The organism is Frigidibacter sp. MR17.14, from assembly GCF_037095735.1.
In the GTDB taxonomy this organism is placed as follows: domain Bacteria; phylum Pseudomonadota; class Alphaproteobacteria; order Rhodobacterales; family Rhodobacteraceae; genus Frigidibacter.
In genome coordinates this window covers 51715-66644 of sequence record NZ_JBAWKD010000013.1, presented here as the reverse complement: position 1 = coordinate 66644, position 14930 = coordinate 51715, and the positions used below count along the sequence as shown (strand labels likewise).

General features: G+C 72.1%; 12 protein-coding genes. 7 read left to right on the top strand and 5 right to left on the bottom strand.

Annotated elements, in window-relative coordinates; all coding sequences use genetic code 11:
• Positions 1-14: 14 nt before the first annotated feature.
• The 3 genes from murJ to V8J36_RS20070 form a co-directional block, all read right to left on the bottom strand.
• Positions 15-1556, bottom strand: coding sequence for a murein biosynthesis integral membrane protein MurJ (gene murJ, locus V8J36_RS20080; protein ID WP_336469120.1), 1542 nt, complete (start codon positions 1554-1556; stop codon positions 15-17).
• Positions 1557-1872: 316 nt separating this feature from the next.
• Positions 1873-4710: a [protein-PII] uridylyltransferase gene (locus tag V8J36_RS20075; RefSeq protein WP_336469105.1), complete on the bottom strand. Its 2838-nt coding sequence runs from the start codon at positions 4708-4710 to the stop codon at positions 1873-1875.
• Between the two features lie 28 nt (positions 4711-4738).
• The gene (locus V8J36_RS20070; RefSeq protein ID WP_336469104.1) at positions 4739-5992 is read right to left on the bottom strand and encodes a penicillin-binding protein activator; all 1254 of its coding nucleotides are present in this window, start codon (positions 5990-5992) and stop codon (positions 4739-4741) included.
• 115 nt (positions 5993-6107) lie between these two features.
• Between V8J36_RS20070 and rsmI the strand changes: the two genes are divergently transcribed.
• From rsmI to gshB, 3 genes are all read left to right on the top strand, one after another.
• On the top strand, positions 6108-7037 hold the full coding sequence (gene rsmI, locus V8J36_RS20065) for a 16S rRNA (cytidine(1402)-2'-O)-methyltransferase (protein ID WP_442902514.1): 930 nt from the start codon (positions 6108-6110) through the stop codon (positions 7035-7037).
• 27 nt (positions 7038-7064) lie between these two features.
• Entirely contained in the window at positions 7065-7526 is a 462-nt protein-coding gene (locus V8J36_RS20060) for a YraN family protein (RefSeq protein ID WP_336469103.1), read from the top strand.
• Between the two features lie 67 nt (positions 7527-7593).
• Positions 7594-8541: a glutathione synthase gene (gshB, locus tag V8J36_RS20055; protein WP_336469102.1), complete on the top strand. Its 948-nt coding sequence runs from the start codon at positions 7594-7596 to the stop codon at positions 8539-8541.
• A gap of 29 nt (positions 8542-8570) precedes the next feature.
• On the opposite strand, the gene V8J36_RS20050 is transcribed toward gshB, so the two are convergent.
• Both V8J36_RS20050 and V8J36_RS20045 read right to left on the bottom strand, forming a co-directional pair.
• Positions 8571-10091, bottom strand: coding sequence for a YifB family Mg chelatase-like AAA ATPase (locus V8J36_RS20050; protein WP_336469101.1), 1521 nt, complete (start codon positions 10089-10091; stop codon positions 8571-8573).
• A 112-nt stretch (positions 10092-10203) separates the two neighbouring features.
• Positions 10204-11085, bottom strand: coding sequence for a glutathione S-transferase N-terminal domain-containing protein (locus V8J36_RS20045; protein ID WP_336469100.1), 882 nt, complete (start codon positions 11083-11085; stop codon positions 10204-10206).
• Between the two features lie 255 nt (positions 11086-11340).
• On the opposite strand from V8J36_RS20045, the gene V8J36_RS20040 reads away from it, so the two are divergent.
• The 4 genes from V8J36_RS20040 (at position 11341) to dut (ending at position 14922) form a co-directional block, all read left to right on the top strand.
• Entirely contained in the window at positions 11341-12219 is an 879-nt protein-coding gene (locus tag V8J36_RS20040; RefSeq protein ID WP_336469099.1) for an RNA polymerase factor sigma-32, read from the top strand.
• Between the two features lie 10 nt (positions 12220-12229).
• Complete coding sequence (locus tag V8J36_RS20035; RefSeq protein ID WP_442902516.1) at positions 12230-13024, top strand: ChaN family lipoprotein; 795 nt, start codon at positions 12230-12232, stop codon at positions 13022-13024.
• A gap of 240 nt (positions 13025-13264) precedes the next feature.
• The gene (coaBC, locus tag V8J36_RS20030) at positions 13265-14458 is read left to right on the top strand and encodes a bifunctional phosphopantothenoylcysteine decarboxylase/phosphopantothenate--cysteine ligase CoaBC (protein WP_336469097.1); all 1194 of its coding nucleotides are present in this window, start codon (positions 13265-13267) and stop codon (positions 14456-14458) included.
• Complete coding sequence (dut, locus tag V8J36_RS20025) at positions 14455-14922, top strand: dUTP diphosphatase (protein WP_336469096.1); 468 nt, start codon at positions 14455-14457, stop codon at positions 14920-14922. The genes coaBC and dut overlap by 4 nt, the downstream gene beginning before the upstream one ends.
• The last annotated feature ends 8 nt before the right edge of the window (positions 14923-14930 follow it).

Genomic DNA, 14930 nt, shown 5'->3' with positions numbered 1-14930 from the left:
GCCCAGGCCGCGGCTCAGCCCCGCTTCAGACCGGCCTTCAGGTCCGAGGGGCGGAAGGCCCCCAGCGCCAGCGACGCCACGGCATAGACCGCCACCCCGCCGCCGATCAGCGCCGCCAGCGCCGCATAGCGCGTGCCCGGCGCATAAAGCGCATCGCCCAGCCAGCCCATCAGCGCCCAGAGTGCGGCCCCCATCACGCCCGAAGCCAGCAGGATCCGGGGCAGGCGGCGGCGCAGCCGGTCGTCCCAGCGCGCGGCCTCGCCCATGTCGCGGCTGTGCCAGCCCAGCTGCGCGACCATGGTCCAGCCCGCCAGCGTCGTCGCCAGCGCCGCGGCGGAAAAGCCGATCAGCGGCGACAGGCCGACCGCGATCACCGCGTTGACGATCATCGCATGGACCGCGAAGCGGAAGGGGCGGCGGGTGTCCTCGCGCGCGAAATACAGCGGCTGCAGCACCTTCTGCAGGGTGAAGGCCGGCAGGCCCGCGCCGTAGATCGCCAGTGCAAGGGCCGTCGGGCCGACGTCGGCCGCGTCGAAATCGCCGCGGCGGAACAGGACCGAGATCAGCGGATCGGCAATCACCATCAGCGCGACGCCCGCGGGCACGGTCAGGAACAGCGCGAATTCGGTGCCGCGGCTGTAGGCATGGCGGCTGCCCGCGACATCGCCCGCCTTCAGCCGCCGCGACAGGTCGGGCAGCAGCACGACGCCGATGGCGATGGCCACCACGCCCAGCGGCAGCTGATACAGGCGGTCGGCATAGGTCAGCCAGGCGATGGCGCCGTCGAAGAACGAGCCGACCTGCCGCCCGACCAGCAGGTTCACCTGCACGACCCCGCCGGCCAGCACCGCGGGCCCGGCGATCGCCAGCAGCCGGCGGATGTCGGGCGTCAGCCGTGGCCGCACCAGCCGCAGCGGGAAGCCCATCCGCGCCGCCGCGACCCAGCACAGCACCAGCTGCACCACGCCCGCCACCGGGGTCGACCAGCTCATCGCCAGCCCCATGTCCCAGCCGAAGCGGTCGGCGGCCAGCATCGCCACGATCAGCACGAGGTTCATCATCACCGGCGCCGCCGCCGCCGCGATGAAGCGCCCGCCCGCGTTCAGCAGGCCCGACAGAAGCGCGGTCAGCGAGATCAGCAGGATGTAGGGGAAGCAGATCCGGCCATAGAGCGTCGCCAGCGCCAGCCGCTCGTCACCCGCGAAGCCCGAGGCCATGGCCAGCACCAGCCAGGGCATCGCGATCATCGCGACGGCGGTGACGGCGGTGACCACAAGCGCAAGGCCGGCCATCGCGGTCTCGGCGAAGGCGCGGGCATCCTCGCCGCCCTCCAGCTTCTTGGCGAACATCGGCACGAAGGCGGTGTTGAAGGCGCCCTCGCCGAAGAAGCGGCGGAACATGTTGGGCAGCGAGGTGGCGACGAAATAGGCCTCGGCCACCGGGCCCGCGCCGACATAGGCCGCGATCATCACGTCGCGGACGAAGCCGACCACGCGGCTTGCCAGCGTCCAGCCGCCGACGGTCAGGAAACCGCGGACCAGCCGCACGGGTCGTATCGTCGACATGCCTGTCCCTCTTCGTCGCGCGCCGCGCCTCATACGCCGCTCGTCCCGCCGCGCCTAGCCCCGGCAAGCGCGGCCGAGCGCAGGGGGGTGGGGGGGGGGGGGGGGGGGGGGGGGGGGGGGGAGGGGGGGGGGGGGGGGGGGGGGGGGGGGGAGGGGGGGGGAGGGGGGGGGGGGGGGGGGGGGGGGGGGGGAGGGGGGGGGAGGGGGGGGGGGGGGGGGGGGCCCCCCCCCCCCCCCCCCCCTCCCCCCCCCTCCCCCCCCCCCCCCCCCCCCCCCCCCCCCACTTCCGTCCGTCCCGGCGCCGGGATCAGCTCCCCGCCTGTGCCCTCTCGGCCCCGGCGGCGATGGCCGCGCGCAGGCGCCGCTCCAGCGCCTCCTGCCGGTGGGTGGCATGCAGCTTCAGCCCGAAGGTGTCCTTGACATAGAACGTGTCCACCACCTGCGCCCCATAGGTCGCGATCACCGCCGAGGCGATGTAGATGTTGTTGGCCGCCAGCGTCCGGGTCAGGTCGTAAAGCAGCCCCGGGCGGTCCCGGGTGTCGACTTCGATGATCGTATAGATTTCAGAGCCTTCGTTGTCGAAGCTGATGTTGGTCGGGAAGCTGAACGCCCGTTCGCGCTTCTTCAGCCGGTCGCGGTCGGTCAGCGCGTCGCGGGCGCGGACCTCGCCCTTCAGCGTCTTGCCGATCATCGTGCGCAGCCGCGGCAGCTTGTCCGCGTCATAGGGCTTGGCTTCCGCGTCCTGCACCCAGAACACCGCCGCGGCATAGCCGTCCTTGGTGGTGTCGGTGCGCGCGTCGACGACGTTCGCCCCCACCAGCGCCAGCGCCCCCGCGAGGCGTGAGAAGATGCCGGGGTGGTCGACCATCACGAAAGAGATCCGCGTCGCGTCGCGCTCGGGGTCCGGCATCAGGTCGATGCGGATCTCGTCGTCCTTCAGCCCGTCCAGCAGCCGCGCGAAGACCAGATGCCCCTCGGTCCCCAGCGCCTGCCAGTAGGGCGGGTAGTGGCGCGCGATCTCGGCGTCGAGCTTCGCCGCCGGCCAGAAGGCCAGCGCGCTGCGCAGCTGCGCCTTGGCCTCGTCCTCGCTGCGGTCGCGCACGACCTCTTCGACGCCGCTCTCCAGCAGTTCGGCCGACAGCCGGTACAGGCGCCGCATCAGCTGCGCCTTCCAGTTGTTCCAGGTGTTCGGGCCGACGCCGCGGATGTCGCAGACCGTCAGCACCGTCAGCAGGTCGAGCCGCTTCTTGGTCTTCACCGCCTTGACGAAATCGCGCAGCGTCCGCGGCTCGCTCAGGTCGCGCTTCTGGGCGACGTCGGACATGAACAGGTGATAGCGCACCAGCCATTCGACGGTCTCGACCTCTTCCGGGTCCAGCCCCAGTCGCGGCGCGACCCGCCGGGCGATCTGCGCGCCGATCACCGAATGGTCCTCGGGCCGGCCCTTGCCGATGTCGTGCAAGAGCAGCGCCACGTAGAGCACGCGCCGGTTCACCCCGGCCTTCAGGATCGCCGAGCACAGCGGCAGCTCTTCGACCAGCTCGCCGCGTTCGATCCGGTCGAGCGTCGAGATGCACTGGATGATGTGCTCGTCGACCGTGTAGTGGTGGTAGACGTTGAACTGCATCATCGCGACGATGGGCTCGAACTCGGGGATGTAGGCCCCCAGAACGCCCAGCTCGTTCATCCGGCGCAGCGCCCGTTCCGGGTTTCCGTGGCCCAGCATCAGATGCAGGAAGATCGCCGCCGCTTCCGGGTTGTCGCGCACCGTCTCGTCGATCAGGTTCAGGTTCGAGGCGATCAGCCGCATCGCGTCCGGGTGGATCAGGAAGCCGGTGCGCAGCGCCTCGTCGAAGATGCGCAGGATGTTCAGCCGGTCGGCGAGGAAGGCCTTCGGGTTCTCGATGTTCAGCCGGTTCAGGTCGATGCGGTAGCCGGGTTTCACCTTTCGGCGGCGTTTGAACAGCCCTTCCAGCTTCGGCATCTTCTTGACATGGCGCGCCTCGAGCCCGGTCAGGAAGATCCGGGTGATCTCGCCGACCTTGGTGGCGTAGCGGAAGTAGTGCTGCATGAACAGCTCGACCCCGCGCCGCCCGGCCCGGTCCTCGAAGCCCATCGCCTGCGCGACCTCGATCTGCATGTCGAAGGTCAGCTGGTCCATCGCCCGGCCGGCCAGCAGGTGCAGGTGGCAGCGCACCGCCCAGAGGAAGTCTTCCGCATAGTCGAACTGGCGGTATTCGTCGCGGGTGAAGAGCCCGATCTCGACCAGCTCGCCGATCTCGTCGACGCCGTGCAGGTACTTGGCGATCCAGTAAAGCGTCTGCAGATCGCGCAGGCCGCCCTTGCCCTCCTTGACGTTGGGTTCCAGCACGTAGCGCTGTCCGCCCTGCCGCGTGTGGCGCTGGGCGCGCTCGGCCAGCTTCGCCTCGATGAACTGCGGGCCGGTGCGGCGGAACAGCTCGGTCCGCAGGCGGATGTGCAGCTCTTCGGCCAGCGCGGCCTCGCCGGTCAGGAAGCGGTTCTCCAGCAGGGCGGTGCGGATGGTGACATCCTCGGCCCCCAGCCGCAGGCATTCGTCGACGGTGCGGCTGGCGTGGCCGACCTTCAGCTTCAGGTCCCACAGCATGTAGAGCATCGATTCGATGACGCTCTCGGCCCAGCCGGTGATCTTCCAGGGGCTGAGGAACAGAAGGTCGACATCGCTTTCGGGCGCCATCTCGCCGCGCCCGTAGCCGCCGACCGCGACCACGGCCAGCTTCTGCCCGCCGGTCGGGTTCGGCAGCGGGTGCAGATGGGTGGTGGCGGCGTGGAAGGCGGTCTCGACGATCGCGTCGGTCAGCAGCGCATAGGCGCGCACGGTGACGACGGCGGTGCGCGGATGGTTGCGGAAGTCCGCGGCGATGCGGGCGCGGCCGGCCTTGCGCAGCTCGGACAGGACCTGGACCACGGCCGGGCGCAGGCTGGTGGCGCCCTCGGCCCGCGCTTCGGCGATGGCGGTCGCGACGCGGGCCTGCGCCGCCTCGATCAGCGCCTGAGGCGGGCCGCGGTCGAAGAGCGTATCGAAGGGCAGATCCGCCGCGGCGGAGGGCGGAACGGAAAGCGCGCCCTCTCGGGGCGCGCTCGGGGTCGGGGACGTGTCGGTCATGGCCTGGTCCGGAAGGGGGCAGGCCGGGTCAGAACCCGGCGCCGCCGAAGCTGCGCGGCGCGGGGTCGATGACCGACACGCGGTTGTCGCGGATCTCGGCCACGGCCAGCGCCCGCTCGGTGGTGCCGTTCGGGCGCAGGCGGAAGACGCCGCCGGTGCCGACGAAGCCCGCGCCCTGGGTCAGCGAGGCGGTCGAGAACGGGTTCGGGCGGCCCGATTTCGCCAGCGCGCCGATCGCGGCGATGCCGTCATAGGCGAGGCCGGCGATCGGATGCGGCGCGTCGCCATAGGTCGACTGGTAGCGGGCGGCGAACTGGTTCGAGGGGCCGGGGTCGGGCAGGGCGAACCAGCCGCCCTGCAGGCCGGGCAGCGCCAGGGTCTGGCTGGGGATGTCCCAGCGGGTCAGGCCGATGTACTTGACCACGTTCGGTGACAGGCCGTTCTCGGGCAGCAGTTGCGCCAGCAGCGGCAGCGCGCCCGCGGTGTCGGCGGTCAGGAAGAGGCCCGTCGCGCCCGAGGACTGCGCCTGCGCGGCGATGTTCGGCGCGGCCGCCATCACGCCCTGCTGCGAGAAGTCGTAGCTGGCGCTGCCCGCGAGGCTCGCCCCGGTGGCGCCGACCGCGCTTTCGATCGCGCGCCGCCCGGCCTCGCCGCCGGCGGTGCGTTCCGAGACGACGAAGATCCGGCCGTGGCCCGACCGCGCGGCATAGGAGGCCAGGCGCGTGGCCGAATTCTGGAAGCTGTTGCCGAGGACATAGAGGTTGCCGCCGGCGATGTCGGTGTTGTTCGAGAACGACAGCACGTTGATGCCGCGGCCGCGCACGGCGACGGCGGCGGCGTTCGCGGCCTCGGCATAGACCGGCCCGAGGATGACCATCGCGCCCTCGTCGGCGGCGCGGACCGCGGCGGCGCCGGCGGCGGCCGGTGCGGTGCCGGTGTCATAGGTGCGCAGGTCGATGGTCACGCCCTGCAGGTCCGAGACCGCCATCTGCGCGGCCTGGCGCAGGTTGCGGGCCAGAAGCTCCTCGCTGGCATCGCCCGAGCCGCCGGGCACCAGCAGCGCGACCTGCACGGTCTGGCCGCGGCCGACGGCGGGGCCTTTGGCGCCCATCGCGCCCGGGTCGCAGGCCGCGAGCCAGAGCGCCGAGGCGGCCAGCGCGCCCTTGCGGGCGAGGCGGCCGATGCGACCGCGGGACGGGGGGGCCGAAGGGGTGGCGGAGCTGGGGCAAAGCGGCGCGGCGCCGGTCGCGGACTTGCGCGGGGCGCGGAAAATGGCGAACATGGGCAGGGACCTCGTGTCTCGTCGTTGGCGCTCGCGGGCGCCCCGGCGGGGCACGGCGCTTCTTGGGGGGACACTAGGGTCTCCGATGCGCGAAGGCAATGTTTCAGGGGGCAGGGTGAACGAAGCGGAGACAGGGGCCGGGCCCGGGGCGGGTTCGGCGGCGACGGTGGTGCGCAGGTCGGGGGCCGAGGCGCGCCCGGTGGCGGCGGGGCTGCACTTCGTGGCGACGCCGATCGGCGCGGCGCGTGACATCACCTTGAGGGCGCTGGACATTCTTGCCTCGGCGGACCTGCTGGCGGCCGAGGACACCCGCACCCTGCGCCACCTGCTCGAGATCCACGGCGTGCCCCTGGCCGGGCGCTCGATCCTGCCCTACCACGACCACAACGGGCCCGAGATGCGTCCGCGGATCCTCGCCGCCCTGGCCGAGGGACGCTCGGTCGCCTATGCCTCCGAGGCGGGGACGCCGCTGGTGGCGGACCCAGGCTACCAGCTGGGCCGCGCCGCGATAGAGGCAGGCCACCGGGTCTTCGCGGCGCCTGGCCCCTCGGCAGCGCTGGCGGCGCTGACGGTGTCGGGTCTGGCCTCGGACCGGTTCCTGTTCGCGGGCTTCCCGCCGGCGGGCGCCGCGGCACGGCGCAGCTGGTTTCTGGACCTCGCGGGGGCGGCGGCGACGGTGATCCTGTTCGAATCGCCGAAGCGGATCCGCGAGACCCTGGCCGAGCTTGCGGACTGCTTCGGCGAGACGCGGCAGGCCGCGCTCTGCCGCGAATTGACCAAGCGCTACGAGGAGGTCACGCGCGGCACTCTGGCCGAGATCGCCGCCGGGCTGACCGCCGATCCGAAGGGAGAGATCGTGCTGGTGCTCGATCGGGCGCGGACCCCGCAGGCGAGCGCCGAGGACCTGGAGGCGGCGCTGCGCCAGGCGTTGCAGACGATGCGGGTCAAGGACGCGGCGGCGACGGTGGCCGAGGCATTCAAACTGCCTAAACGGGATGTTTACCAGGCAGCCCTGAAACTGGGCCGTGAACCGCCGCAGGACTGACCGCGGCCCGACCGGGGGGACGTGACGATGGTGCAGGTAGCAGCCGCAACCGATCCGCAGGCCGTGATGCCCTGGCTGGGCATGCGTCCGGTGGCGCGGGCCGGATCGCGCACCCGCGGGGCGGTCGCCTATCTCAATGGCCTCGCGGCAGAGGAAAGGGTGATCGGGCGCTACCGCGAACAGGGGGCGCTGCTGCTGCACCGCAGGTGGCGTTGTGCCGCCGGGGAGATCGACCTGATCTTCGCGCTGGGCGACCTCGTCGTCTTCGTCGAGGTCAAGGCGTCAAGGGACCTCGCCCAGGCCGTCACGCGGCTTGGCGCCGGGCAGGCGGCGCGGATCCTGCGCGCTGCGGAGGTCTTCCTGGCGACGACGGCCGCGCCATGGCAGTCTGCCCGCATCGACCTTGCCCTGGTCGCCCACGGGTCCGGGCAGGGTTCGGGGACCGAGATCCTGCCCGACGTGCTGTGGCAGGACGGGATCGCCGCCTGACGCCGGCGCCAGATTGCATCCGCCGCGCGGCCGGTCCATCAAGGGCGGGCCAGACGGAGAATGCCCCATGTCCAAATCCCTGAAAGTCGCGATCCAGATGGATCCGGTCGGCGCGATCAACATCGACGCCGACAGCACCTTCCGCATCGCGATCGAGGCCCAGGCGCGCGGGCACCGGCTGTTCTACTACACGCCCGACAAGCTGAGCTACCGCGAGGGCCGCGTGCTGGCCCGCGGCTGGCCGATCGAGCTGCGGCGCGTCAAGGGGGACCATTACACGCTGGGCGAAGAGACGGAGATCGACCTTGGCGACTGGGACGTGGTCCTGCTGCGGCAGGATCCGCCCTTCGACATGGCCTATATCACCACCACCCATCTGCTCGACCGGATCCATCCGAAGACGCTCGTCGTCAACGACCCGTTCTGGGTGCGCAATTCGCCCGAGAAGCTTCTGGTCCTGAACTTCCCCGACCTGACCCCGCCGACGCTGATCGCCCGTGACCTCGCCGCGATCCGCGCATTCAAGGCCGCGCATGGCGACATCATCCTGAAGCCGCTCTACGGCAACGGCGGGGCCGGCGTCTTCCGGCTCGACGAGAACGACCGCAATCTCTCGAGCCTGCACGAGTTGTTCACCGGCTTCTCGCGCGAGCCGCTGATCGCGCAGAAATTCGTCCCCGACGTCGCCAAGGGCGACAAGCGCGTGATCCTGGTCGACGGCGAGCCGGTGGGCGCGATCAACCGCGTGCCGCAGGCCGGCGAGACGCGCTCGAACATGCATGTCGGCGGCCGGCCCGAGAAGATCGGCCTGACCGAGCGCGACCTCGAGATCTGCGCCCGCATCGGCCCGGTCCTGCGCGAGAAGGGCCAGATCTTCGTCGGCATCGACGTGATCGGCAACTGGCTGACCGAGATCAACGTGACATCGCCGACCGGCATCCAGGAGCTCGAGCGTTTCGACGGCACCAACACCGCCGAGAAGATCTGGCAGGCGATCGAGGCGAAGCGCGCCTGAGCCGCGGGTCCGGTCAGCCGCGCGGGCGGTCAGCCCTCATCACGCGGCGGGGTCGAAAGGCGGAAGCTCAGCGCTTCGGCGACATGCGCGCGGGCGACTTCGGCGCAGGCGTCGAGATCGGCGATGGTGCGGGCCACCCGCAGCACCCGGTGATAGCCGCGGGCCGAAAGGCCGAAGCGTTCCGCGGCGCGCAGCATCAGCGCCCGCCCCTCGGGGTCGGGCGTGGCGATCCGGTCCAGCTCCGCGCCCTCGGCATCGGCATTGAGCCGCGGCGCGCCGGTGCCGGCGAAGCGGTCCGCCTGCCGCTCGCGCGCCGCCGCGACCCGTGCCGCGACCGCGGCCGAGGCTTCGCCCTGCGCCGGTCCCTCGAGGTCGCTCCAGCGCAGCGGCGGCACCTCGACCCGCAGGTCGAACCGGTCGAGAAGCGGTCCCGAGACCCGGCCGAGATAGTCCGCGCCACAGTCCGGCGCCCGGGCGCAGCTGCGCCCGGGATCGGCGAGATGCCCGCAGCGGCAGGGGTTCGCCGCCGCCACCAGCAGGAACCGCGCCGGGTAGCGCAGATGGGCATTCGCGCGCGCCACCATCACCTCGCCGCTCTCGGCCGGCTGGCGCAGCGTGTCGAGCACATCGCGCGCGAACTCCGGCAGCTCGTCGAGGAACAGCACCCCGTTGTGGGCAAGGCTGATCTCGCCCGGTCGCGCCGGCCGCCCGCCGCCGATGATCGCGGCAGACGAGGCAGTGTGGTGCGGGTCGCGGAACGGCCGCCCGCGCGAGATCCCGCCCGCCGGCAGCGAACCTGCCAGCGAATGGATCATCGAGGTCTCGAGCGCCTCGGCCGGGGTCAGCGGCGGCAGGATGCCGGGCAGGCGGCGCGCCAGCATCGACTTGCCAGAGCCCGGCGGGCCGACCATCAGCAGGTGGTGCCGCCCCGCCGCCGCGATTTCGAGCGCGCGACGGGCGCGTTCCTGCCCGCGCACCTCGGCCAGGTCGCGCAGCACCGGCGCGGCCGTCACCTCGCCGGGGGAGGCGCGGGGCAGGGGCGCCTCGCCGGTCAGGTGGCGGATCGCCTCGGACAGGGTCGCCGCGCCATGCACCGGCGTCGCCGCGACCCAGGCCGCCTCGGGGCCCGAGATCACCGGGCAGAGCAGCGCCCGCCCCTCGGTGGCCGCGGTCACCGCCGCGGGCAGGGCGCCGGCCGCACCGACCAGCCGGCCATCGAGCGACAGCTCGCCCATCGCGATCCAGCCCGCCATCTCTTCGGCCGGCACCACCCCCATCGCCGCCAGCACCGCCAGCGCGATCGGCAGGTCGAAATGCGAGCCCTCCTTCGGCAGCGCCGCGGGCGACAGGTGGATCGTGACCCGCTTCGAGGGCAGCGCGATCGCCAGCGCCGCCAGCGCCGCGCGGACCCTTTCCCGCGCCTCGGTCACCGCGCGGTCGGCCAGCCCCACCAGCGACACGCCGGGCAGCCCCGGCGTCAGGGCGCATTGCACCTCGACCAGATGCGCCTCGATGCCGTCGAAGGCGACGGTATAGGCGCAAGCGACCATGATCCCCTCCGCAGCCGGCCCCCGCGCAGCTTCGGCAATCATGGTTGCCGAAAGGTTAACGCGCGGCCCGCGTCAACAGCGTTCAGGCCGACCGGGCTCAGGCCAACCTGGCTCAGGCGGGCCCGGCCGCGGCGCGCAGCGCGGTGAAGGCGGGCCAGGCCTCGGGGTCGGCCAGCGTCTTGTCGCGGCAGAACGGGTTGCAGAAGCCCCACACCCCGTCCGCCATGCGCAGGAAGTCGGTCACCGGCAGGCCCGAATAGGGACAGGCGTCATTGATCGACGGGCCGTCGCAACGGTCTGCGGGCAGGGGCGCGGGACCGGGCCAGGGCCGCTGCGGATAGTCGCGTTCGTAGACCTGCTGCACCGTGCCGTCGGCCAGCCCCATCGCCCGCCAGCGCCGGAACGCCGGATCGGCCAGATGCGCCGCCGCATAGTCCAGCGCCGCCGCGCCGACCGGCAGGTTGTAGGCCGCGATCCGTGCCGCCACCGGGGCATAGAAGGCATCGGCCGCCGAGTAGTCGCCCAGCAGCCAGGGGCTGTCCGCGCGGCCGAAGCGGGCGCGGGCCTCGGCCCAGATCCGCTCGATCCGGGCAAGGTCCCCCAGCACCGCGGGCGGCGGGGCAGAGTCGGAATAGCTTTTCGACAGGATCATCGTCGCGTGATCGCGCAGCGCGGCGAAGCCCGAATGCATCTCGGCCGCCAGCCAGCGTGCCCGCGCCCGCGCCGCAGGGTCCGCGGGCCAGATCCCGGCTTCGGGGTGGCGCTCGTGCAGGGTCTCGGCGATGGCGAGGCTGTCGCCCACCCGCTCGCCCTCGGGCGTCAACATCGCCGGAACCAGCCGCGCGCCATAGGGTTCGAGCGCCGCGGCGAAGCCCGGATCGTAAAGCCGCACCAGCTCGGTCTTCACCGGGATCCCGAACTTCTCGAACAGCAGCCAGCCGCGCAGCGACCAGCTGGAATAGGTGCGATCCCCGATGGCGAGGCGATAGGTCATGGTCCGTCTCCGATGCTGTCGCGCCTTCCTATCCCGGCCGCCGCGGGCCGCGCCAATTCCGGTTTGTGGCCGCCACCATCACGGCCGGTGATTGCCCCGCCTAGGGCAGGTCCCCGGAAAATCCAGCCGTCTTCGAATTTTCATGAAACCCGACCGGCCGCTCGCGCGTAGTGGCAGTGCGGGAAGCGGACCGGGTCGTTCACCACGACGAGGCCAGCCCCCGAAGACCTTGAAAGATCGAAAGGGGGTTCGGACATGGCACTCGATGGATCGGCCGATGGGCTGCTGCCGCGCCGCGCGATGAAAGCGGAACTGCTGGACGCCGAGACCGAACACCGTCTGGCCGTGCGCTGGCGCGACCACCGCGACGAGGCGGCGCTGCACCGGCTGGTGACCGCCTACATGCGGCTCGCGATCTCGATGGCCTCGAAGTTCCGCCGCTATGGCGCGCCGATGAACGACCTGATCCAGGAAGCGGGCCTTGGCCTGATGAAGGCCGCCGACAAGTTCGACCCCGACCGCGGCGTGCGCTTCTCGACCTATGCGGTCTGGTGGATCAAGGCCTCGATCCAAGATTACGTGATGCGCAACTGGTCGATGGTGCGCACCGGCTCGACCTCCAGCCAGAAGGCGCTGTTCTTCAACATGCGCCGGGTGCAGGCCAAGCTGGAACGCGAGGCGATGGAGCGGGGCGAGACGCTCGACAGCCACCAGATGCGCGCGATGGTCGCGACCGAGGTCGGCGTGCCGCTGGCCGATGTCGAGATGATGGAGGGCCGGCTTTCGGGTTCGGACTTCTCGCTGAACGCGACGCAGGCCGCCGACGAGGATGGCCGCGAATGGATCGAGGCGCTCGAGGACGATGCTCCGCAGGCCGCCGAGCGCGTTGCCGAAAGCCATGACGCCGACGCGCTGCGCGTCTGGCTGGGCGTGGCGATGGGCGCGCTGACCCCGCGCGAGCGCTACATCGTCGGCGAGCGCAAGCTGCGGGCCGAGCCTCGGACGCTGGAATCGCTGGGCGACGAGCTGTCGCTGTCGAAAGAGCGGATCCGCCAGCTGGAAGCGCAGGCCTTCTCGAAGATGCGCCGTTCGCTCGAGGCGCAATCGTGCGAGGTTTACCATTTCCTGGGCTGAGCCCGCGCTGATATTGGCGCTGGCGCTCGCGGCACGCCCCGCCGCGGCCGAGTTGGTCGTGCCGGCCGATCTGCCGGCGCGGGCCGCGGGCTCCGGCGCGCAGGTCGTGCTGCTGGGCGAGATCCACGACAATCCCGACCATCACCGCCTGCAGGCCGCCGCCGTTGCGGCCCTGCAGCCGCGGGCGTTGGTCTTCGAGATGCTGACCCCGGAACAGGCCACCGCTGCCGCGGGCACCCCGCGCGACGACGCCACGGCCCTGGACGCGGCGCTGAGCTGGGAAGAAAGCGGCTGGCCGGATTTCGCGATGTATGCCCCGATCTTCGCGGCCGCCCCCGATGCGCGCCTTTATGGCGGGGCTTTGCCGCGCGAGGCCGTCCGCAGCGCGGTAAAGGATGGCGCGGCGGCAGTTTTCGGCGCCGAGGCCGCGCGCTTCGGCCTCGACCGGCCCTTGACCGCCGAGGCGCAGGCCGCGCGCGAGGAACAGCAGTTTCAGGCACATTGCGAGGCGGTCCCGCGCGAGGCCATGTCCGGCATGGTTGAGGCGCAGCGCCTGCGCGACGCGGCCCTTGCCCGGGCGGCCCTGCAGGCCTTGCAGGATACCGGCGGCCCGGTCGCGGTGATTGCCGGCGCGGGCCATGTGGCGAAAGACGGCATCCCGGCGGCGCTGGCGCTGGCGGCCCCTGAGGTGACGGTGCTGGCGGTGGGCCAGACCGAGACCGGGGCAGAGCCCGGCACCTATGACCTCTGGGCCGAAAGCCCGCCGCCCGCGCGCGACGACCCCTGCGCGGCCTTCGCAAAATAGCCGGTCGAACCGTCCGCCCGGCAGATGGCCCGCGCAGGCTGGCTGGGCTTGCCGGGCCCCCTCCCGGCTTTGGTCACGCGTGGCCCCTGAAGGGCCGCGCGCCTGCGTCCGCCCGGTCCTTCAAGGCAGGCTTGCGAGGGGCATGGACAGATCGCGCGGCGGCGGGGCGTTGTCATCCCCCGGCCTGATGCCTATTCCTTGGGCCTGCGCCGGGTTGCGGCGAGCAGCGAAGGGCCCGACATGCTGGCAGGCAAGCGCATCCTCCTGATCGTCGGCGGCGGCATCGCGGCCTTCAAGATCCCCGAGCTGATCCGCGCGCTCCGCGCCCGCGGCGCCGCCGTCACCCCGGTGATGACCCGCGCGGCCGAGGAGTTTGTGACGCCCCTCACCCTGTCCTCGCTGGCGGGCGAAGAGGCGCATCGTGCGCTGTTCGACCTGTCGAAAGAGGCCGAGATCGGCCATATCCAGCTGTCGCGTGCCGCCGATCTGGTGGTGGTGGCACCCGCCACCGCCGATCTGATGGCGAAGATGACGGCGGGGCTGGCCGACGATCTGGCCTCGACCCTGCTCTTGGCGACCGACAAGCGCGTGCTGGTTGCGCCGGCGATGAACGTGCGGATGTGGGACCATGCCGCGACCGCGCGCAACCGCCGCCAGCTGGCCGCAGACGGCGTGCTGTTCGCGGGCCCGGCCGAGGGCGACATGGCCTGCGGCGAATACGGGCCGGGGCGGATGTCCGAACCGCTCGAGATCCTCGCCGCGATCGAAGCGGCTTTGTCCGCGGGGCCGCTGAAGGGCCGCCACATCGTGGTGACCTCGGGGCCCACGCATGAACCCATCGACCCGGTACGCTACATCGCCAACCGCTCGTCTGGTGCGCAGGGCACGGCGCTGGCGGCGGCGCTGCGCGACCTTGGCGCGCGGGTCAGCTTCGTGACCGGCCCCGCCAGCGTGCCGCCGCCCGCGGGTGTCGCGGTGATCCGCGTCGAGACCGCGCGCGAGATGCTGGCGGCCGTGCAGGCGGCCTTGCCCGCCGATGCCGCGGTGATGGCCGCCGCCGTGGCCGACTGGCGGGTGGTCAATGCCGCGGACAGCAAGATGAAGAAGGACGGCACGGGCCGTGCCCCCGCGCTGGAGTTCGCGGAAAACCCCGACATCCTCGCCACCGTTTCGAAGGCCGCGGACCGGCCGCGGCTGGTCATAGGCTTCGCGGCCGAGACGAACGATGTCATCGCCCATGCCACCGCCAAGCGGGCGCGCAAGGGCTGCGACTGGATCGTGGCCAATGACGTCTCGCCCGCCACCGGCATCATGGGCGGCACCGAGAACGCGGTGACGATCATCGACGACGCGGGGGCCGAGGACTGGCCGCGCCTGCCCAAGGACGAGGTCGCCCGCCGCCTTGCCGCCCGCATCGCGCAGGCTCTGGCATGAGCCCGGTGATCCGCGTCGTCTTCGAGGACTGGGCCGACCGCGCCGTGCCGCTGCCCGACTACGCCACGCCCGGCGCCGCCGGGGCCGACATCCGCGCCAACCTGAAGCCAGAGGACCGCGCGACCGGCCTGATCCTCGACCCCTCGCGGCGGATGCTGGTGCCGACCGGCCTCAGGCTAGAGATCCCCGAGGGGTTCGAGCTGCAGATCCGCCCGCGCTCGGGCCTTGCGCTGAAGCACGGGATCAGCCTGCCGAACACACCGGGCACCATCGACGAGGACTATCGCGGGCCCTTGGGCGTGATCCTGATCAACCTCGGGACCGAGCCCTTCACCGTCGCCCATGGCGAGCGCATCGCCCAAGGCGTGATCGCCCCGGTGATCCGCGCCCGCTACCAGATCGCCGAGGCGCTGGGCGAGACCGCGCGCGGGGCGGGCGGCTTCGGCTCGACCGGCCGTGACTGAGGGGCGCG